Annotated in this window: 23 protein-coding genes and 4 tRNA genes; 14 read left to right on the top strand and 13 right to left on the bottom strand. The window is 26.2% G+C overall.

Annotated features, from left to right (window positions below; translation table 4 throughout):
* Positions 1–7: 7 nt before the first annotated feature.
* Genes HTZ87_RS00340 through rsmI form a run of 5 tightly spaced genes read left to right on the top strand, consistent with a single transcriptional unit; the run spans position 8 to position 3182 of the window.
* Positions 8–283, top strand: coding sequence for a YbaB/EbfC family nucleoid-associated protein (locus tag HTZ87_RS00340; protein WP_371813977.1), 276 nt, complete (start codon positions 8–10; stop codon positions 281–283).
* Positions 283–864, top strand: coding sequence for a recombination protein RecR (locus tag HTZ87_RS00345; protein ID WP_174892598.1), 582 nt, complete (start codon positions 283–285; stop codon positions 862–864). The genes HTZ87_RS00340 and HTZ87_RS00345 overlap by 1 nt, the downstream gene beginning before the upstream one ends.
* Before the next feature lie 18 nt (positions 865–882).
* Entirely contained in the window at positions 883–1533 is a 651-nt protein-coding gene (gene tmk, locus HTZ87_RS00350) for a dTMP kinase (protein WP_174892599.1), read from the top strand.
* A 1-nt stretch (position 1534) separates the two neighbouring features.
* Positions 1535–2473, top strand: coding sequence for a hypothetical protein (locus tag HTZ87_RS00355; RefSeq protein WP_174892600.1), 939 nt, complete (start codon positions 1535–1537; stop codon positions 2471–2473).
* Positions 2466–3182 (top strand): 16S rRNA (cytidine(1402)-2'-O)-methyltransferase, encoded by a 717-nt coding sequence (rsmI, locus tag HTZ87_RS00360; RefSeq protein ID WP_174892601.1) that lies wholly within the window; start codon positions 2466–2468, stop codon positions 3180–3182. Before HTZ87_RS00355 ends, rsmI begins: the two co-directional genes overlap by 8 nt.
* On the opposite strand, the gene HTZ87_RS00365 is transcribed toward rsmI, so the two are convergent.
* The 5 genes from HTZ87_RS00365 to HTZ87_RS00385 all read right to left on the bottom strand — a co-directional run bounded on the left by HTZ87_RS00365 (position 3179) and on the right by HTZ87_RS00385 (position 10183).
* Complete coding sequence (locus HTZ87_RS00365; protein ID WP_174892602.1) at positions 3179–5053, bottom strand: S41 family peptidase; 1875 nt, start codon at positions 5051–5053, stop codon at positions 3179–3181. The two genes, rsmI and HTZ87_RS00365, sit on opposite strands and share 4 nt — an antisense overlap.
* Position 5054: 1 nt before the next feature.
* On the bottom strand, positions 5055–6836 hold the full coding sequence (locus HTZ87_RS00370) for a S41 family peptidase (protein ID WP_174892603.1): 1782 nt from the start codon (positions 6834–6836) through the stop codon (positions 5055–5057).
* Positions 6829–7749, bottom strand: a complete 921-nt coding sequence (locus HTZ87_RS00375) for an alpha/beta fold hydrolase (protein ID WP_174892604.1) — start codon at positions 7747–7749, stop codon at positions 6829–6831. The genes HTZ87_RS00370 and HTZ87_RS00375 overlap by 8 nt, the downstream gene beginning before the upstream one ends.
* 2 nt (positions 7750–7751) lie before the next feature.
* Positions 7752–9218, bottom strand: coding sequence for a lysine--tRNA ligase (gene lysS / locus HTZ87_RS00380; protein WP_174892605.1), 1467 nt, complete (start codon positions 9216–9218; stop codon positions 7752–7754).
* 239 nt (positions 9219–9457) lie between these two features.
* Positions 9458–10183, bottom strand: a complete 726-nt coding sequence (locus HTZ87_RS00385) for a hypothetical protein (protein WP_174892606.1) — start codon at positions 10181–10183, stop codon at positions 9458–9460.
* A gap of 60 nt (positions 10184–10243) precedes the next feature.
* Here HTZ87_RS00385 and ftsY point away from each other — a divergent pair, with 60 nt between their 5' ends.
* Positions 10244–11299 carry a signal recognition particle-docking protein FtsY gene (gene ftsY / locus HTZ87_RS00390; protein WP_174892607.1) on the top strand — a complete coding sequence of 352 codons (1056 nt, stop codon included), beginning with the start codon at positions 10244–10246 and terminating at the stop codon, positions 11297–11299.
* Positions 11292–11507, top strand: a complete 216-nt coding sequence (locus HTZ87_RS00395) for a sigma factor-like helix-turn-helix DNA-binding protein (RefSeq protein ID WP_174892608.1) — start codon at positions 11292–11294, stop codon at positions 11505–11507. Before ftsY ends, HTZ87_RS00395 begins: the two co-directional genes overlap by 8 nt.
* Positions 11508–11654: 147 nt before the next feature.
* On the opposite strand, the gene HTZ87_RS00400 is transcribed toward HTZ87_RS00395, so the two are convergent.
* The 7 genes from HTZ87_RS00400 to HTZ87_RS00430 form a co-directional block, all read right to left on the bottom strand.
* Positions 11655–11924: a hypothetical protein gene (locus HTZ87_RS00400; RefSeq protein ID WP_174892609.1), complete on the bottom strand. Its 270-nt coding sequence runs from the start codon at positions 11922–11924 to the stop codon at positions 11655–11657.
* A 61-nt stretch (positions 11925–11985) separates the two neighbouring features.
* On the bottom strand, positions 11986–12765 hold the full coding sequence (locus tag HTZ87_RS00405; RefSeq protein WP_174892610.1) for a hypothetical protein: 780 nt from the start codon (positions 12763–12765) through the stop codon (positions 11986–11988).
* A gap of 410 nt (positions 12766–13175) precedes the next feature.
* Complete coding sequence (gene serS / locus HTZ87_RS00410) at positions 13176–14441, bottom strand: serine--tRNA ligase (RefSeq protein WP_174892611.1); 1266 nt, start codon at positions 14439–14441, stop codon at positions 13176–13178.
* A 99-nt stretch (positions 14442–14540) separates the two neighbouring features.
* Complete coding sequence (locus tag HTZ87_RS00415; protein WP_174892612.1) at positions 14541–15476, bottom strand: energy-coupling factor transporter transmembrane protein EcfT; 936 nt, start codon at positions 15474–15476, stop codon at positions 14541–14543.
* Complete coding sequence (locus tag HTZ87_RS00420) at positions 15476–16426, bottom strand: energy-coupling factor transporter ATPase (protein WP_174892613.1); 951 nt, start codon at positions 16424–16426, stop codon at positions 15476–15478. The genes HTZ87_RS00415 and HTZ87_RS00420 overlap by 1 nt, the downstream gene beginning before the upstream one ends.
* Positions 16402–17217, bottom strand: a complete 816-nt coding sequence (locus HTZ87_RS00425) for an energy-coupling factor transporter ATPase (protein ID WP_174892614.1) — start codon at positions 17215–17217, stop codon at positions 16402–16404. The genes HTZ87_RS00420 and HTZ87_RS00425 overlap by 25 nt, the downstream gene beginning before the upstream one ends.
* A 146-nt stretch (positions 17218–17363) precedes the next feature.
* Complete coding sequence (locus tag HTZ87_RS00430; RefSeq protein ID WP_174892615.1) at positions 17364–17969, bottom strand: ribonuclease HII; 606 nt, start codon at positions 17967–17969, stop codon at positions 17364–17366.
* A gap of 204 nt (positions 17970–18173) precedes the next feature.
* On the opposite strand from HTZ87_RS00430, the gene HTZ87_RS00435 reads away from it, so the two are divergent.
* The 3 genes from HTZ87_RS00435 to HTZ87_RS00445 all read left to right on the top strand — a co-directional run bounded on the left by HTZ87_RS00435 (position 18174) and on the right by HTZ87_RS00445 (position 20110).
* Complete coding sequence (locus tag HTZ87_RS00435; RefSeq protein ID WP_174892616.1) at positions 18174–18944, top strand: nuclear transport factor 2 family protein; 771 nt, start codon at positions 18174–18176, stop codon at positions 18942–18944.
* Between the two features lie 55 nt (positions 18945–18999).
* The gene (locus HTZ87_RS00440; RefSeq protein WP_174892617.1) at positions 19000–19452 is read left to right on the top strand and encodes an Rrf2 family transcriptional regulator; all 453 of its coding nucleotides are present in this window, start codon (positions 19000–19002) and stop codon (positions 19450–19452) included.
* A 127-nt stretch (positions 19453–19579) separates the two neighbouring features.
* The gene (locus HTZ87_RS00445) at positions 19580–20110 is read left to right on the top strand and encodes a hypothetical protein (RefSeq protein WP_174892618.1); all 531 of its coding nucleotides are present in this window, start codon (positions 19580–19582) and stop codon (positions 20108–20110) included.
* 26 nt (positions 20111–20136) lie between these two features.
* Here HTZ87_RS00445 and HTZ87_RS00450 read toward each other — a convergent pair whose 3' ends face one another.
* On the bottom strand, positions 20137–20610 hold the full coding sequence (locus HTZ87_RS00450; RefSeq protein WP_174892619.1) for a hypothetical protein: 474 nt from the start codon (positions 20608–20610) through the stop codon (positions 20137–20139).
* Positions 20611–20832: 222 nt separating this feature from the next.
* Between HTZ87_RS00450 and HTZ87_RS00455 the strand changes: the two genes are divergently transcribed.
* From HTZ87_RS00455 to HTZ87_RS00470, 4 genes are all read left to right on the top strand, one after another.
* Positions 20833–20907: transfer RNA gene (locus HTZ87_RS00455), tRNA-Asn, on the top strand.
* 8 nt (positions 20908–20915) lie between these two features.
* A tRNA-Glu gene (locus HTZ87_RS00460) sits at positions 20916–20991 on the top strand.
* 5 nt (positions 20992–20996) lie between these two features.
* A tRNA-Val gene (locus tag HTZ87_RS00465) sits at positions 20997–21072 on the top strand.
* Positions 21073–21079: 7 nt separating this feature from the next.
* A tRNA-Thr gene (locus tag HTZ87_RS00470) sits at positions 21080–21155 on the top strand.
* Positions 21156–21178 lie beyond the last annotated feature (23 nt).

Consider the following 21178-nt stretch of genomic DNA (forward strand, 5'->3'; position numbering starts at 1 on the left):
TCCAGAAATGATTAAAAGATTAAAAAAAATACAAAAAGATTTTGAAGAAACACAAAAGAAATTTAAAGAACAAGAATTTACATTAGAAAAACAAGGAATTGAATTAGTAGCAACAGGAGATTACGAATTCAAAAAAATTAATATTGATGAAGCTTTAATTGACCCAGAAGACAAAGAATTATTAGAAGACTTATTACTTGTAGCAATTAATGAATTATTCGAACAAATTCAGGCTGAAGAAGAGAAAAACGCACCTTCATTACCAGGTGGACTTCCATTTTAATGTTTGATTCTGAAATAATCGAAGAATTTATTAAAAAGGTAACAAAATTACCTAGCATAAGCAAGAAAACAGCAGAGAAAATAGTGTATTGAATTTTTGAACAAGACTATCAGACTGTTGGTTTACTTGCAAATTCATTTAAGCAAATAAAAGAAGAAATTATGTTGTGTGAATTTTGTTCCAGGCCAAAAGAAAAAAATGAGTGTTCTATTTGCGGAGACATAAATAGAGAAAATAAACTTTTAATAATTGAAAGCTTACAAATATTAGAAAAATTTGAAAAAGGAAACTTTTACAAAGGTAAATATTTTGTTTTTAATAAAAAATTAAACACTCAAAATGATATAAATAATAATAGTGAACTTATTGCTAAATTAATTGATCATGCAAAAAACTTTAACGAAGTTATCTTAGGTATTTCGCCTAATCTAGAAGGTGAGATAGTAAGTGCTGTCTTAAAGGGTTTTTTAGAATCGCATAATATCAATGTTACACAAATAGCAATAGGTGTTCCTATCGGTGCCTCAGTTGATTATATTGATCAAGGTACCCTTAATTTTTCACTAAAAAACCGTAAATAAATAGAAAAGAGAATAGATATGTTTATAACTTTTGAAGGACTTGATGGTAGCGGCAAAACTACTATATTATCAAAATTAATTACTTTAATAAAAGAAAAATACCCTACCGTTGATTTTTTAGTAACTAGAGAACCGGGCGGAAAAGATTTAAAAGAAGCTGAAAGAATTAGAGAAATAATTCTAGATAGTTCTAGTGATTTATCACCAGTTGCTGAAGCTATGTTGTATTCAACAAGTAGAAGAATACACTTAGAAAAAGTTATTTGACCTGCACTAAAAAGTGGGAGACTTGTATTTTGTGATAGATATATAGATAGTTTCTATGCATATCAAGGCTTTGCAAGAGAATTAGGTTATAAATTTGTAAAAGACCTTACAAATTTAATTATTGATAATGCTATCCCTGACTTAACAATCTTTCTAGATATTACTCCTGAAAAAAGTAAGGAAAGAAGATCTAAAACAAGGCTTGTTGAAGACCGTTTAGAATTAGAAAACATCGAATTTCACAAAAAAGTTTATTTAGGTTATAAACAAATTATCGATGAATATCCAAGTCGTTTTATAGTAGTAGACGCTTCCGGAACTCTCGAAGATGTTACAAATAAAATTTTTGATAGTTTAATTAAAAACCAAAAGTTTATAAGTTATTTAAAGAAAGGCAATTAAAATGAATGATAAAAATTTTGATTACCTTAATAACGCTGTAAAAAACAATCAAACATCACATTTATACTTATTAAATTTACAAAATCAATTCAATGATGATTTTGTTATTTTTAATATAATCAATATTCTTAATCAAAAAAATGATATTGAATTCTCAAACGAAATTAATTTTAACGACTTGTATCCCAATGTTTTTTACTTAGATGGTAGCTCAAAAAGTATAACTAAAGAAGAGTATCAAACAACTTTTTATAATATGACTTTTGCAAGTAGCGAAAACAAAAAGATACTTGTAGTTAAAAATGTTGATAATAGTTCAGTTAATGCACTTAATTCTATATTAAAATTCATTGAAGAACCTGTTGATGATACTTTTATAGTTTTAACTACTAAAAACTTAAATTTAGTATTGCCAACAATTAAATCTAGATCTCAAATTTTAAATTTTCAAACATCTGATAAGTTAACTTTAGAATGAATGAATAAAACATATGGAGTTAATGACTTTAATCCTATTTTAATAACTTTATTTAAGAATAATTATCATTTATTAAATAAAGTCATTGAAGAAAAAGAAAAGTATGTAAGAATTTTTAATGATGTTTCTGGTTTATTTATCAAAAGTTTAACTTCTAGTAAAAATAATTTTTATAAATTACATATACTTTTAGACAATTTATTAGTTAAAACAGATGTTCAACAATATACTTTTGTGATCAATTTATTATTACATTTAATTATGTCAAGTTCATCTTTTATTGACTCGAATAATAAATATATTAAAAAAATAAAAGATGCAAATATACTTGTTATTGATAAAAATAAAAAAATGTTAAATTTTGTTGAAGAAATATCTAATTTCATCGGTAGTTTATCTTTTTCAGATTTTAATTTACAAAAAACAGTTTTATTAATTAAGTTGGAAGGATTATATGAGTAAAATATATATTGTCGGTACACCAATTGGTAATCTTAAAGATATAACTTTAAGAGCTATAGAAACATTGCAAAATGTTGATATTATTGCTTGTGAAGATACAAGGGTTACTTTTAAATTATTAAGTAAATTAAATATCTTAGGTAAAAAATTAATAACTTATAACGCTCATACAGAGTCAAATTCAGCTAAAGGTATTATTAAATTAGTAGAAAGCGGACAAAGTGTTGCTTTAGTTTCTGATGCTGGTATGCCTGTTGTTTCTGATCCGGGATTTGATTTAATAAAATTAGCAAGAGAAAAAGAAATTGATCTTGAAATAATACCTGGAGTTAGCGCTGTCATCACAGCTTTTGCAGGTTCATCATTTTCAAATAATTTTACTTTCTGCGGATTTATTAAAGATAAAACTATTCAAAGAATTCATGAATTGGAAAAATTAAATGTAGGTACTTATATTTATTTTGTTTCACCTCATAAATTATTAAAAACCCTTGAAGATATTCATACTGTTTTTAAAGGTGTAGAACAGCTTTGTTTAACAAAAGAACTTACAAAAATATATGAAACTTGAGATTTTGGTAATGCAAGTGAATTATTAGCTAAATATCAAGAAATGGATAGCATAAAAGGGGAGTTTACATTAGTTCTTAATATCCCTAAAATCAAGCGTGAAAAAGTGAATAAGTATAAAAAAAGCAATTTTAATTAATTGCTTTTTTCTTCACTTTGTTTTGATAAGATTTCTTGAATTTTAGCTTCATTGTAGAAGTCATCATATTCAATTGATATATCTGGAGTTACTCCATCTTCGATTGATAAACCATTTTTATCAACACTACCATCTGCTGAGCTTATTGTAATTGTTGTACCATCTGGTAATACAATTGGCATAATTGAATATGTACCACCACTACTTTTTTGACCTATAATTTTGGCTAATTTATAGTCTTTTGCATATTGAGCTAAGTAGTTTGCAGCACTAAATGTAACCGGACTAGTCATTACGTATCATGTAATACCTTCTAAAGCGTCATTGTCATCGAAATTACCGTCAGTATTAGCATCAACTTTCATTTTTTGGTAATATTCTTTGCCTGTTTGGCTGTTTTGTCTTCTGTGTTTGATATCATCATTTGTCATCAAACCAAGAACTTTTTCAGCTTGTACGATTTCACCACCTCTATTTAGCGATAAATCTAAAACAACTTTTTTAATTTCATCTTTAGTTTTTATCATTTTATCAATTATATATTTAACACGTGCAAAAGTGTCGCCGATTCTACTATATCTTGTTCCTTGAATAGGAGTTGGTTCTTCGTTACCAATTGCAAAATCATTAATTCTAATAATTGCTAGGTCATTATGTGTTAGTACATATGGAACACCTGCATCATCTAGATTTTTTAATGTTGGTGAATTTTGATCTTTTGCCGGATGATTTTTAAGTAATACACCATTTAATTTTTGTGTATAAGATGCAATATCATTTATCTTAGTACCTTCAGAACTTTTGACATTTAAGTTTGGTGTACTTTCTGTTAAATAATATGAAAAATCAACAAATCTTGAGTGAGGGTCATTTAATACATTATCAAAAATATTTATATATTCTTCTGTGTATTTATTAACACCTAAACTCAATAGTTTATCTTTGTTAATTGTAGGTAAGTTTTTAAATCCGCCTGCAACTTTGTTTTTAAATCCATAGAAATTGTCCATAACAAATGCTAAAAAGTTTAAGTTATGTTCTCTGTCTTGTAATGTTTCTTTTGACCTTCTTGTTTGGTTAAATAATTTTTTACCTTCAGGACTAGTTGGTGGTAAACCTATTGTTGCTCCAAAAATTTTGTTTCCTGTAATATAGAATAGAATTCTGTTTTTAGAACCAAATAATAGATTTAAAACATCAAAAGGAACGTATAATTTACCATTATCATGGTGAACTTTCATTCCATAATCTCCTAAATTAAGTTTGATTACTGGGTTACCTTCTTTAATTACTTCATCGTTTAAGTTTTTATAATGTTTATTGTATGAAGCTGTTTCTTCTGTGTTTCCTGAACTTTCATATGCATTAAAAACTCATTCAGAATTATATTCAATTGTGTTATCTTTATAGTTAAATTTTAAATAAGGTGTTACACCGTCTTTTGTATCTTCATTGTAAGGTTTAAATGTTCATTCTGAATGCTCTTCATCTTTAATTGGTGTATATTTACTTTTTGTAATTAAACCGTCAATCATAGTTAAAAATTCATTTATTTCAAGATAATCAGTTGCTTTATTACTTAAAACTTTTAAAGAAACGTTTTCTTTGAAAGGTAAGGCATTTTTAGGTAATAAACTTTCAAAAACTACTTGACGCTCTGCGAATACATCGCTATTTGAAACGTTTGAATTACCGTTATTAGTATTTTTATTATCAATTGGGTTAGATGCTCCGTTATTATCTGTTGGATTATTAGGAGTTACTGGTTTTTCTTCATTTGTTGTTTGATTGTTACTACATGCTACAGAAAGTGGTACCAAACTAGTTAAGGTACCAAATCCTAAAAATATTTTTTTAAAATTTGTTTTCATTTTACCTTCTTTTTTGATTTTGTATAATTTTACCAATTTTTTCTGGATTATAATAATCTTCATAATTTATTCATATATCTACTTCTGCACCGTCTTCAACAAGTTTTTCGTTTTTAAAAGTAAACCCTGCATTAGAACTAATTCCTAATGTGGTTCCATCAGGTAATACAAATGGGAATACAGAGAATGTACCTCCGGAACTTCTATTACCTATTATTTTAGCTATGTTATTATCTTTAGCATAAGTTGCCATAAAATTAGCTGCACTAAATGTAATTGGACTAGTCATAATATATCAATTATATTGAGTAAATGCATCATTATCATTAAAATCACCATCATCATCAGAGTCCACTTTAACTTCTTTATAACCGAAGCTATTGGTGATTGTATCAATTTGATATTCTTTTATGTTGTCATTAGTCATCATACCTAATAATTTAAGTGCTTGTACAACGTGACCACCAGTATTTGTAGATAAGTCTAAAACTATATTTTTAACTTCCTTATAGTCTTTTTGTATTTTTCTAATACTATTTAGAACTCTATAAAAAGTATCGTATTCATAAGCTTGTTCTTTGTTGTTTTTAATCATTTCTCTACTTGCTACAACAAAGTTATTAACTTTGATTATTGCTAAATCGTTATAATGCATTATATTAATTTGATTTTCTCTATCTTTTAAATAAAACTCCGGATTTAACTGTGATAGATGTCTATCTAAAACTCTATAATATTTTCCAATATTATATGATTTATTATTCATGATTTGATTTTCTTGGTATTTACTGAAATCAACACGTGGTTTAACACCTATTGATGTAAAAATTTGAGCGTGCGGATCATTTAAATCAATAGTAAATAATTTGGCATATTCTTGGAGATATAAATCTGGATTAGTATCCATTAATGCATCGTAATTATTTTTTGTATATGATTTAAAACCATTAGGCATTTTAAGATCTTTGAATCCATAAAAATTATCAAAGACAAGAGCCATAAAATTATAGTTAATTTCTCTAGTTCTAGGTGTTTCTATTGTGTATCTATTTTTACTATAAAACTTTTCTCCTCAAGGTACGTTTTTTCCACCTAAAATATTTGGTAAAAAATTACCTACGATTTGATCTTTATTTAAATATAAATTGTAATAATTGTTTGAACCAAATAATAAATTAAGTACATCATAAGGAACTAACAACTCTTTTTGATATTCAAACATATCGAATCCATAATTTCTTAGTTGTATTTTAGTAACTTTGTCACCTTTTCTTACAACTTCAGTTTTTACAAAATTTATATTTTTATTATAATCTGTACCACTATCTACTCCGTTTATTGATGCGCCAAAAACAGAATTATCATTAAATTCGATAGTTGCATCCTTAAAGTTAAATTTAACGTATGGATAATCTTTTTCATCTTTTCCGTAAGGAGTAAATTGTCAGTATTCGTCAGTCTTTTCTAAGTTTTTTAAATATACATCTGTATAAATAAGACCATTAATCATTTTTAAAAAATCATTTAAATTTACATACTGAATATCTTCAATATCTATAATACTTAAATTTGTACCATCTACTATTTTAAATTGTCCTTCTTCATAATTTTTAAATTTTACTTGATGTGCATAGTAATTTTTATCATTTATTTGCACTTCATAATATGTGTTTAAATCATATTTTTTATTAATTGATGAATTAGTAAAAGAACAACTCGCTAGAGTTGTTATTGGGGTTGTTATAAAGATTAAGGATAGTAATTTTTTTATTTTTTTATTCATATTTCTTATTTATTTCTTTAATTATTTGGTACATATCTTCAAAAACATTTTCTTTTTCAATGTCATGAATAATATTATGTCTAGATTGTGCGTAAGTTTTATGGTTAAGGTGTTGTAAACCAATTTTTACTAGATTTAAATATAATTTTTTAGGACCTTTACCAAATTCTCCTATAGCGTCTTTTTTTCCATTAAAAATAGAAACTGTAATGCTTTTATTAATATTTTTTAAAATGTTTAAATCATATGAATTTTTAGCAAATTGCATTATTGCATATAGTAAATGAAGCGAAGGAATTCTAAATTTTTTATATTTATTATTTAAAATGTATTCTTCATAGTAGTTTTTGTCACTTGATAGTCACTCAAACTCGTTTTTTGGATTTTTGATTTTTCTGTTTAATCTTTTATCGACAAAGTTTTTAAAACCTGTATATTTATAGTTTTTACCATATTTTTTCTCTAAATACTTAACAATATTTATAGCGAAAGAACCTTGTATATTACTATAATATGGAAATCCGACTAAGAATAAACCATCAATATTATTGCTATTTTTAGTTGCAAATAATAGAGATATTAATGAACCCATTGAATGTCCAAAAAGATAAATTGGTAAGTTTGGATATTTCTTTTTAATTAAAATGTTTAAAGTAGTTACACTATTTATCATTTCGTTAATATCTTCAGGAATAATACCCAATTGATCATCTAAATCAACAGTGTTACCATGACCGTAGTTGTCATTACCAACTACAATATATCCTTTTGAATTGAAGTATTTTGCAAATTCTTCATATCTATCAATTTGATCACCTAAACCGTGCACGAACTGAATTATACCTTTAGGATTTTCGACTTTTCATTCAGCTACATAAATGTTATTTTCTCCGTAAAATGATTTACTTTTCATTATTATTTTCTACTTTTCATTGTTGGGAATAATAAAACATCTCTAATAGATTCTTTTTCGGTTAATAACATTGTTAGACGGTCGATTCCAATTCCACATCCACCTGCGGGAGGCATACCGTATAATAATGAATCAACAAAATCTCAATCTATATCACTTGCTTCATCATTACCATTGTTTTTCTCATCTAATTGATCTTCAAAACGTTTAAGTTGATCAAGTGGATCTGAAAGCTCTGTATACATATTTGCATATTCTTTTGTATTAATAAAAAGTTCTGCACGTTCTGTAAATCTTGGATCTTCACTCTTAGCTGTAAGTGGTGAAATTTCGATTGGGTGACCAAAAACAAAAGTAGGTTGTATTAATGTTTTTTCAATTAATTCTTCAAATAATTCATTAATTATGTGACCTAATTTAAAGTATTTTTGTACTTTAATCCCATGTTGTTTAGCTACCTCAACAGCTTTATCAAGGTCAATTTCTCTAAAGTTAACACCTGTTGCATTAGAAACAGCATCAACCATGTTAATTCTGTTGAATGGTTTTGTTAAATCAATTTCAACACCTTTATTAGTTACTTTTTCTGCACCTAATTTAGTTGCTAATCTTTTGATTAATGTTTCAGTTCTATTCATCATACCTTCTAAGTTTGAGTATGCTTCATAGAATTCTATTGATGTAAATTCTGGGTTGTGTGTTGTATCGATCCCTTCATTTCTAAAAATTCTACCGATTTCATAAACTCTATCAATTCCACCAACTAAAAGTTTTTTTAATGGAATTTCAGTTGCGATTCTTAATACAAATTCTTGGTCTAATGCATTATGGTGAGTTTTAAATGGTTTTGCTGAAGCTCCTGAAAGATAATCATGTAAAAATGGTGTTTCAACTTCCATGTATTCTAATTCATCGAAAAATCTTCTAATTTCTGAAATTATTTTAGTTCTTTTTCAGAATACATCTTTAACTTCTTCGTTAACTATTAAATCAACATATCTTTTTCTGTATCTTTCTTCAATATCTGTTAAACCGTGATATTTATCTGGTAATTGTTTAAGTGATTTTGTAAGTAATTTAATTGATTTAACTTTAACTGAAACTGCACCTGTGTTTGTTTTAATTACAACACCGCTAGCATACATAATGTCACCTAAGTCGGCAAGTTCAACCACTTTTTTGTATTCTTCTTCAGCAGTTTTAGAGTTGAAGTATAACTGTATTTTTGAGTGATAATCTTTTAAAACGATAAAAGGCCCTCTCATCGCAACAATTCTACCTGCAACATTTACTTCATTGTTTTGTTCTTCTAATTCAGCTTTAGTGAATGAACCAAATTTGCTTTCAATTTCATCTGAATAAGTAATTTGTTCTAATTTGTCAGCATTTTCAAATGCGTTAATATTATTGTTTTTATATTCTTCTAATTTATTTCTTCTAATTTGTTCTTGTTCTGTTAATTTTTCCATTGCAAAACTCCTATTTAATTATTGTTAAAGCATTATTTTATGATGCTTTTTAAACTTTTATTTTGATTTTTAAGATTAGTAAAATAATCATTTTTTAATATATTCTTTAAATAATTAAATTATATATTATTATGCCTTTTTAATTAATAAATAATGTTATGCTTTTTAGCCTTTAATTCTTACTTTTTGTATAAAAAAATAAACGTTTTTAGTTTTTAACGTTTATTTAGTGTTTTAAATTATGCAACTTTTTCAATTTGGTTTTCTATATCTTCACGTTTAATAAATTTAGGATAAATATTGTTAACTACGTTTATTGCACTTAACATTAAAGCAATTGAAAGTTGATTTATATCATCATTATTATCTGGTTTTATTTTGATTTTTTTAGGGCCTCTAAGTGCAAAATTAATTGATTTTTTTATTAAACTTTTTACTAACATTTGCTTGCTAATTCTACGTCAAATAAATGTTTGATAAATAACATCTTTAAATCTAATTTCTTGATCTGAAACTTTTTTTCTTCTAGATTTAATGAATATATATGCTCTATCAATGCTATAATCTTGTAATTTATTTATGTCAAACTTTTCAACTTCTTCTTTTGTTATTTTAGTGTTCACTTTAACAACTATTAAATAATATAAATTCAATAAACTGGTAGGTAAATAAAACACAATTAAGGTAATTAAAGCAAGGTTGTAAGGCTCTCAAACTAACAATTTATTTTTACCTGTATTATCATTAATAATTGTTATATTTTTACTTAAAATTAAAGATAAAACAATTATAGCTACGGTAGTTACTGTTATAAGAACTAAAAAATTGATTAAAAATCATCTTTTTATAAAATTAAAAATTATTCCGTTATCGTAATATTTTTTAATTTTGAATACATCAAATAAAAATTTGATTGAAATTATAATCGTAATTGATAAAAGTATTAAAAAAGTATTTTGTGCCATTGATTCTCCTAAATAATTAAATTATATATTATTATATTAATAATTTAGTAAAATACTAGTATGGGATTTTTTAAAAATATAGTCAATAAAATTTTCAAAAAAGAAGATAAAAAAGATGCTAGTTTAATCGAAAAAGAACTAGAAGATAAAAAAGAAAAAGAAATACTAAATAGTAGTAAATTTCAAAAATATGAAACAGGTTTAAATAATAGTTCAACTTTTGGTAAAAAGTTATTAGAAATACAAAATAGATATGTAAAAGTTGATGAAGATTTTTTAGAAGAACTTGAAGAGCTTTTAATTATGTCAGATATTAGTTTACCATTAGTTGATATTATGATTCAAAAAATTAAACAAGAAATTAAGGTAAATGAAATTACAGATCCAAAATTAATTGGTGAAATTGTGGCCGATCAGATGTTTGTTATTTATACAAATAATTCGGTGACAAACACTAATTTGAATTTTGAAGATGATAGATTAAATGTCTTTATTTTTGTTGGAGTTAATGGTTCAGGTAAGACAACTTCAATTGCAAAGTTAGCTAATAAATATAAAAACGAAGGTAAAAAAGTTTTAATTGCAGCCGGTGATACTTTTAGAGCGGGTGCAGTTAACCAATTAGGCATTTGAGCAGATAAAATTGGTGTAAATATAGTTAAACCGGATAAAGAAGGTGCTGACCCTACTTCGGTTGTTTATAAAGCTTTAGAAAAAGCTAAAGAAGGTAGTTATGATTTATTAATCATAGATACTGCCGGAAGACTACAAAACAAAGTTAACTTGATGAATGAGTTAGGTAAAATGGTTAATATTATTCAACGTTTTGAACCTAGTGCGCCGCATGAATCATTATTAGTTTTAGATGCTACAACAGGTCAAAATGCCTTATCACAAGCTAAAAACTTCAAAGATATTGCGAATTTAACAGGTATTATTTTAACCAAAATGGATGGTACTTCTAAAGGTGGAATTGTATTATCTATTAAAGATGAATTTAATCTTGATGTTAAATATGTTGGTCTTGGTGAAAAATTAGATGATTTACAAGAATTTGATTTAGAATTATTCATTTATCAAATGACAAAAGATTTAATTGTTGAGCATAATGAGTAAAAAATCAATTGAAAATTTAAAAAAATATACTGTTTTATATGAAAAATATAAAGTGGCATTAACACAAAACCAACAACAAGCTTTTGAGTTATATTTTTATAATGATTTATCTTATGCGGAAGTTGCAGAAATTTTAGCAACAACACGTTCTGCGGCTTATGATTCGGTAACAAAAGCTATTAAAAAACTTGAAAAATTTGAAGAATAAAAGTGATTACATTAACTGTGTAATCACTTTTATTTAATTTCTAATTAATATAAGAATATAAAATTTTAAATTACTTAAACTTAGAATCAATTAAATTTTATTGTTATTTCAATGACTTTTTATAAGGAAGATTAATTATCTAAATTATTATTTTGCCAGTTTTTCTTCGATTAAAGCAATATATTTTTTAAGTTGTGGAATAACAAATATTTCACCAAATCTATTTAAAATAAATTGTGGCATTTTAAGTTTTAAATTAACTAATAAACTAATAATATTTCAGGTAAAAATTGATGCTTTAGAAGATATTTTATGATTTTTATCAACTAATATCGCTACTTTTAAAGTTTGAATTATTTTTTCGAATTTATATGCAAATTTTGATTCCGAAACCATTTTGTTTCACTTATTTTTCATTTTTCGAGTAAAACCACGATTTAAGTTTTCTTCCTTAATTCTTTCTTCGGTTCACTTTTCTTTAGAAGGTGTTTTTTTTGAAGTCTAACTTAATTATTTTGGAAAGTTGATTATTAACTGATAATTTTATATTTAAAGATCAAGCAGGAAATTTATTATAGTTAATTTCAACAATTTTAACATCATCAGAAAATGTAATCATCGAATTATCTAAAAGTCATTGTTTTAAAAATGTTACAACGGCTTGGTATTCATTCAATTTATTTTTTTGAATTGCTTTTTCTTCTTTTAAATAACCATTTTTAATTAGGTTGTAATCCGCTTTGTCAACTAGTGCTTTTAAATCTTGAAGAAAGAATTTGTCACTAACATAATAATTATTAAATTCTTTTTCTAAAAATTTTTCTATTTCGTTTATAGGTACGTCATTTCCAATGTTAAACCCAAGTTTTTTATCGGTTAAATTAAATTTAATATCAGTTTTAGCAATTGATGGTATTACTGTGTTTATAATTTCTTGTCTAGAAAATTTCTTTTGTATATTTAATTGAGGTATTTTAATTAAAACTTCATTGTATTCTTCGGGTAATAAGGGTACAGAGTTAATTTCGTTAATAAAATTAGCAAAAAATGGATCGTTATTATTGATACTATTGTTTTTAAGTGTAATTTCTTTTGTTTTATATTCTATTACTTTTGGTTTAGGTATTTCTCGTTTTATTTGTTCTTGTTTTGTGGCACTATTTGAAGAACAACTAATTGCAAAACTTAACGGTATTGTACTAACGGTAAATATTCCTAATAATATTTTTCTTTTTAATTTCTTTTTCATATTTTCCATTGATAAATTTTGTCTATATAATTCAATTTTATCAAGGAAACAAAAAAATAGTTAAAAAATCTAAAACAAGAGGGCAACGTTGATTTCGAATAAAAATCTTTATAAAAAATACTGTGGTTAATCCTTAAATTTGGATAGGTTTTAGAAATAAACATAGTAGAACTATTACATTAATTATATTCACAAATGTTAAACTAAAAGCATATTAAATAATTTCTGTAATATGTTTTAAAAAGCTTGAAAAAAATAAATATTGCAAAAACAAAAAATGATAAAGAAAAAAGAAACATGATTATACAATAGTTAAAATAAAAAAGTTGATTATTATTTTTGCGTAAAACATTTTATTTAAAAACCCACTCAATTTGGAGTGAGTTTTTAACATTTTTAATTGTTAATAAACATTATAATTATTTAATTAAATCTGTACCCATAAATGGAACTAAAACTTTTGGAACTGAAATTGTACCATCTGCGTTTTGGTAAATTTCTAAAATGGCCGCAACAACTCTATCAATAGCTAAACCAGAACCATTCATTGTGTGAGCGTATTCTGTTTTTCCTTCGCTATTTCTGAATCTAATCATTGCTCTACGAGCCTGGAAGTCACCCATGTAACTTACACTTGATACTTCTCTAAATTTTTGTTCAGAAGGAAGTCAAAGTTCTAAGTCGATTGTTGTTCTTGCTGAGAATCCCATATCACCTGTACATAATTGTAAAACTCTGTATGGAATTTCAAGTTTTTCAAGCACATCTTTTGCGTCTTCGACCATTTTTAAGTATTCATCATAAGCTGATTCTGAATTAGTAACTTTAACTAATTCAACTTTTTTAAATTGGTGTTGTCTTAAAATACCTTTGGTATCTTTTCCTGAACTACCTGCTTCAGATCTAAAACATTCTGTGTAAGCAGTAGCTTTGAATGGATTTTCTAAATCAATAACTTCGTTGTTGTAAATATTTGTTAAAGTAACTTCAGCAGTTGGAATTAAGTATTCGTTTGAACCTTCTAATTTGTATAAATCTTCCTTGAATTTAGGGAGTTGACCTGTACCAAATAAAATATTATCTTTAACAATAACAGGCGTACTAAATTCATCATAACCTTTACTTGCGTGTAAGCTTAACATAAATGAAATAAGTGCTCTAGTTAATCTTGAACCTGCATTTTTATAAATAACATATCTTGAACCGGATAATTTAACAGCTCTTTCGATATCGATAATGTCTAAGTTTTTAGCAATTTCGTAATGTGGTAAAACACCATCAACTAAACCACGACCAATTTTATCTTGAACTTCTAATACAACGTTATCATTTTCATCAGCTCCCACAGGAACACTTTCTAATGGAAGGTTAGGTATTTTTGATAATAATTCATTAATCTCAACATTTAACTCATCAGCAACTTTACTTAATTCTTCTTCTTCGTTTTTAACTTCTGCAATTTTTGCTTTTAATTCTTTTATAGCATCAGGATTATTTTTAAGTGTACCAAATTCTTTTGATAACTTACCTAATTCTGCTTTTTTGTTTTGCGCCATAAACATTTTAGAACCACGGTCTTCTGATATTGAAATTAATTTATCGAAAATTTCAACATCGAAACCTCTATTTTCAAGTCCTTTACGTACAATTTCTTTGTTTTTTTGAATAAACTTTAAGTCTAACATATAACCTCAATTTCTTTTTAAATTATACTATAATGTTATGTAAAATTATTTTGTTTTTTATTAAAAATAATAAAAAAATATGCATTTAGCATACATATTTTAACCAATTATTCTTATATATTTATATAATTCAATATTTCTAAGATCATAAATATTTATATTCATATTTTTGCTTAAATTTAAATAATTCAAGATTAGGAATGAAGCCACTAATAAAATTATTAGAAATAATAAAATATCTATGAATCTAGGTTTTATTTGTCTATATTTAGTTCTCTTTTCGTAAGGATCATAACCTCTTGTTTCCATAGAGTTAGATAGATCATCAGCTTTTTGAAATGATGAAACAAATAAAGGGATTATTAATGTTGTGAAAGCAATTATTTTTTCTTTGAATTTACCTCTTTTGAAGTCAACTCCACGTGATGATTGAGCTTTTATTATTCTACCTGCTTCATCAACTAAAGTTGGTATAAATCTAAGCGCAATAGAAATTATTGTAGCTATAATGTGTGTTGGAACAAATAAAAATTTAAGTGGTCACATTAAGTCTTCAATTGATTTATTTAATAAAATTGGTCTTGTTGTATTTGTTAAAAGAGTTGTAATTAAAATCATTGTATAAATTCTTAAAAATAAAGCGGTTACACGATTGACATTGTTTAATGATAAACCATATTTAATTACTGTATTTACACCATTAATTGTCTTGTTTGTTTGAATTAAAACTTTAAAATATTCTGGGAAATAATTGTCTTTAGCTATTATTTCAGAGTTAATAGTATATATATTCACAAAAAATATAATCACACAAATGAAAAAAGGTAGTTTCATTAACTTGATTAGTGGTCTAACTTTTTTTGTTGAATATATATAAGCAATAATTGCTGGAGTTAATATGATAAACATATCGATAAAATTACTTATTAGAAAGGCTAGAATAATGTATAAAAGAGCTATAAGTAATTTAATTCTTGGATCTATTTTATATAAAAACGAATTACCAGGAATGTATCTACCAAAAACACTTTTCATTATTTACCTCCTTTATTAATGAAATCAACCAATTCATTAATTGACTTTACTTCAGGGACTTCAATCCCTCTTTGTTTTAGCTTAAAAATAAAGTTTAAAAGTTTTGGAGGTCTTAAATTATTTTCTTCTAATAATTTTATATCACTTAATATTTTGTACGGATCGCCGTCTTTAATTAACTCACCTTTATTGAGTAAAAAAACTCTTTTAGCGTATTGTAAAACATGATCTAAATCGTGTGTTACGTTTATTATTGTTTGCCCTTTTTTATTTATTTGTTCTATTATTTCTAAAATATCTTTAACACCTACCGGATCTAGTCCTGCGGTAGGCTCATCAAATATCATAAAATCAGGATTAATCGCTAAGATACCAGCGATAGCAACACGTCTTTTTTGTCCACCTGAAAGTTCAAAAGGACTTCTTTTAAGATATTCTTTTGGCAATCCCACCATTTCTAGACATTCGGCAGCTCTTTTGTAAGCTTCTTCTTTTGGTGCTCCAAAAGCAATTGGACCATAGGCGATATCTTCTTCGATTGTGTTTTTAAAAAGTTGATATTCAGCAAATTGGAATACAATACCAACTTTCTTTCTTAAATTATTAATATTTTTTATTTTGTTTTCGCGTTTTAATTTATGTAATATTTTTTGAAATTTATTTTCATTTCTATCATTTTTCGGAAATTTAACTACAGTAGTCTGATTTTTAATTTCTTTTGTTTTTTTATTAATTATATCTTCTTCAAAAATTCATTGAATTTCACCTTCAGTTGGCTCTAAAAGTAAATTTAAGTGTTCTATTAAAGTAGTTTTACCAGAACCTGTTGAACCTATAATTCCAACGTATTCACCTTGTTGAATACTTGCATTAATTCCGTTTAAAGCCTGGAATTCTCAAGGAGTTTTTTTGCTAAAAGTATGACTTATTTTTTTGATTTCAATTTTCATATTTCTTCAATTAACTCCTCTTCATTGTATGTTGGTTCAATTCCTTTTATTTGCTCGCTAACTTGATAAATAAAAGGCGATTCAATTTTTGCTATATCCATTATTTTAGGATCATTTAAAATAGATTGTGGGTCACCATTTGCAATTAACTTTCCATCAGCAAAAACTAAACAACGATCAGCTAAAATAGCTTCGTCCATATTATGTGTTATCGAAATAAGTGTTTTATCTTTTTTATCTCTAATTTCTTTTATTATTTCTAAAACTTGGTCTTTACCTTTAGGATCTAACATAGATGTAACTTCATCAAAAATTATAACGTCAGGATTTAATGCTAAAATTGACGCAATAGCAACTCTTTGTTTTTGACCACCAGATAAGTTTTCCGGCTCACGTTCAAGGTGTTCGAGCATTCCGACTTTTTTTGCGTAATGAACGATAATATCTTTCATTTCTTTGCTTGCTACTTTCCTATTCTCTAAACCAAATGCAATGTCATCTTCTACTGATGAGCCAACAAATTGGTTATCAGGATTTTGGAAAATAATCCCGATTTTTTTTCTAATTTCCATTAGATTTTTTCTGTGGTATTCAATCCCGTCAATATGAATTGATCCCTCTTGTGGTTTCAATAAAGCAACTAAAACTTTTGATAAGGTACTTTTACCACTACCATTATGTCCTAAAACAGCTATATATTCACCTTTTTTAATACTAAATGAAACATTATTTAATGCTGGTTTTAAAATTCCTGGTTTATAACTAAAAACTATATTTTTTACATCTATCATAATATATATTTTATTAAAAAACTATATTTTTTGTAATTTTATTTAGTTTATTTTAATAATCAAATCTTAATAAAATCAAAATAAAAGACACCCAATAATTTTTGAAGGATGTCTAAAAATTGATTAATTATTGAATATAAAATTAATTATAAATTAGATGTTTTAATTAATTTTAATATTGGTTTATATTTTACTCTATGTATTTTAGGATTAACCCCATGAATCAGAAGTGCTTCAGAGTGCTTTTTAGTCCCGTATCCTTTATTGTTTTTGAAATCATATTGTGAAAATTCTTTGTCTAATTCAACCATATAATTATCCCTAAAAACTTTTGCTAAAATTGAAGCGGCCGCAATATTAAATGAAATTGAGTCACCTTTGATTAAGTTTTCTTGTGGTAAATCAATATTAATTTTTTCAAAATCGGTTAGAACAATATCCGGTTTATTTTTCATATTTTTAATTCCTAATTCCATTGCCATTTGAGATTCCTTTTTAGGGTTACTATTATTGATTTGTTCTACAGATCTTACTATTATTTGGTATTCAACTGCATTTTCAATAATTTCTTTATATAGTTCATCTCTTTTTTTAGGAGTTAATTTCTTGGAATCATTAATGTTGTTGTTTGTATAATCCGGCTTCATAATTACACAGGCAGCAACAAGCGGACCTGCTCAAGAACCTCTACCAGCTTCGTCGCAACCTGCTATTAATGCACCTTTATCAAACTTTTTTTCGTAATCTAACATAATAGTATTTTACACTATATATTTTGACTTTTATCATATACATTAATATAAATTAGAACTTTTTATTCTAAATATTTTAAATGCGTAAACTTTGTTTAAAAATATTTTTTTGTTGTAATCATTGTTATTACAACATATTGTGTTATAATAATTTTGTTGTTGTAATAACAATGATTACAACAAATACAAAAATTAGGAGATAAAATGACAAATAAAGAAAAAGCATTAGCATTAATAAATACATTCACAACAGGAGATACTAAATTAGCAAAAGAAATTTTAGCTACAGATTATATTCAACATAATTTAGCTTATGGTACAGGTTTGGAAGCATTCTTAGGAGCAATTTCATACCTTGCAAGTGCACCGGTTAAAACAACAGTAAACAACATTCGTGCCTTTGAAGATGGTGATAAAGTATTTTTACAAACAGTTTATAATTTCGCAGGCCAAGGGGAACAAGTTGCATTTGATATTTTTAGATTTGATTCTGAAGGTAAAGTTGCAGAACATTGAGATAATTTAATTTCATTATCAGGCCCAAATCCATCAGGTCACACACAAATAGATGGTACTTTAGAAGTTAAGAACACAGATAAAGAAGAAACAAGAAGAGTAGTTACAGGGTTTGTAACAGACATATTACATGGTAAAAATTTAGATAAATTTAGCTCATACTTTGATGGTGATAATTATATTCAACATAATCCAAGCATTGCAGACGGTGTCTCTGGACTAGGCGCAGCCTTAGAAGCAATGGCTAAACAAGGAATTCAAATGGTTTATAGTAAGACATATTTCGTGCTTGCAGAAGGCGATTTTGCTTTAGCTGTTAGTGAAGGAACATTTGCGGATGCACCTACATCTTATTATGACTTGTTCCGTGTTGAAAATGGAAAAATCGCTGAACACTGAGATGTTATGGAAACTATAGCAGAAAAAAATACATGACAAAATCAAAACGGAAAGTTTTAATGTAATTATTAAATTTACAACATTAAGAATGTATAATAATATTAGGAGGAACGCTATGCAAATATCAAGTAGATTTACAGTAGCCCTACATATTTTCGCATGTATAGATACTTATCAAGATGATTATAAAATTACAAGCGATTTTCTAGCAGGGAGCATTAATACAAATCCTGTTATTATTAGAAAAATTCTTAGCCAACTTAAAAATGCCAAATTAATTACTGTTGCAAGAGGAACTGGTGGAATTGAAGTAACCAGGCCGTTCAATCAAATAACCTTTTATGATGTTTATCAAGCGATTGAACCTCTAAAAAATGGTGATCTATTTAATTTTCATGAAAACCCTAACCCGCAATGTATTGTTGGCGGTAACATTCACACAGTATTGGATAATAAATTAAAATCAATCCAAGAAGCAATGGAAAAACAAATGAAAAGTTTTACTATTGATAAAATGGGTGTTGAAATTAAAAATATTTTGCTAAAACAGCAAAATAAAAATAAATAATAAGCATTTTAAACTTAAACCAATATTAGTTGATAATGGTTTAAGTTTTTTAATACACTATATTATTAATAAAACGGACTTATCTACTTTAATGATATAATAACTTATATAAAGAAAAGAGGTAAAGATGGCATCTAAAGTTACCGCACATTGTGCAAAATGTAATATTAATTACACATATTTATTCGGAGAAAGTGATCAACTAATATTATTTAATATATTTTTAGATGAATATAAAAAATCACAAATTGAATTATTTGATAAAGAAAAATTTATCAATTATTTTAAACCTATTTTCCTTGAAAACATTCAAGAGTTTAAAGAATTTAGTGAAGAAAAACAATTAGAACTTCTAAATGATAATTATGCAAAAATTCTAAACTTTTTCTTCCCTGAAGAAATAGAATTAATTAAGAAAAATATTGTGATGAATCATAATATTGAAGTATTTCCAATAATTAATACTAATTTAACAGAAACTGAAAGATCAATTATTTCAGTTCCAATTATGAAAATTAAATTTTTAACAGGTGAGGAATATGTACGTCAATATAGCAATAATGTCGCTTATGTGCAATTTACTCCCGATCAACAATTTTTAACTTGTCCAGTTCATTTAGATTTAACTGCACAATTTATTAGTGAAGAAAAAGTTTAACACTATATTAAAAGTGTTAAACTTTTTTATATTTCTAGATCACCTTTATAACTTAAAATAAATTCTTGTTTGTTAGATGAATTTATTTTAACTAAATATTCTTGCAATGTTTTGATATCAGAAAAATAAACATTATAAAATTCTAAATATTTATCGCCAAATATAGTAGCAAGCTCTTTTTGACTTACAAATGTTGTGTATACATCAACCATAGTTTGAATTAATTCGATAAATTGATCTTTTGAGTATATTCTAGATTGATCTTCTGTTCAAGATGCGACCACATTTTGATATAAGTATCATGCACCTATACTTAAACTGTTAAAATTAAATTTTGCTTCTTTTGAAGTTGTGTTGTTGTGGTATTCAGAAAATAATGTTACATTTAATATAAAGAAATGTTCTAATTGCTTTTTGCTAAAAAGCGGTTCATTTAATGTTTTATATAATAATTCTATGTTTTGGTTAGTTAAACCTTTTCTAAGTTCTAATAATTCCATAATATAATTAAAACATTTTTAATTGAATTTATTAATAAAATCAGTTGCTTATTGTGACTTCAATAAAAATTATTTAATATTTTTAAAAAATATTTTTTGTTTATCTAAAAAGCGTGTATAATAAATTTACCTAAAAACGAATTAGGAAACGAAATAAAAAATATATTATAATTTTTGTTGAATTAAAAAATATATGCTATAATATATTACGCAAACGCAAATGCCGATTTAGCTCAGCGGTAGAGCAGCTGGCTGTTAACCAGTTGGTCGCAGGTTCGATCCCCGCAATCGGCGCCATTTTATAAGGTCTGTTGGTGAAGCGGTTAACACACATGGTTTTCATCCATGCATACACGGGTTCGATCCCCGTACAGACTGCCATTTTTGGAAGATTAGCTCAGCTGGGAGAGCGTCGCCCTTACAAGGCGAATGTCATGGGTTCGAGTCCCTTATCTTCCACCATTATTGCGCCGTCTTAGCTCAGTTGGTAGAGCAACTGACTTGTAATCAGTAGGTCGTAGGTTCGAGTCCTATAGACGGCACCATAGTGTGCTTTTTTTATTTATTA

Origin of the sequence: Mycoplasma sp. OR1901 (genome assembly GCF_013348745.1) — a bacterium.
Taxonomy (GTDB): Bacteria; Bacillota_I; Bacilli_A; order Mycoplasmatales; family Metamycoplasmataceae; genus Mycoplasmopsis.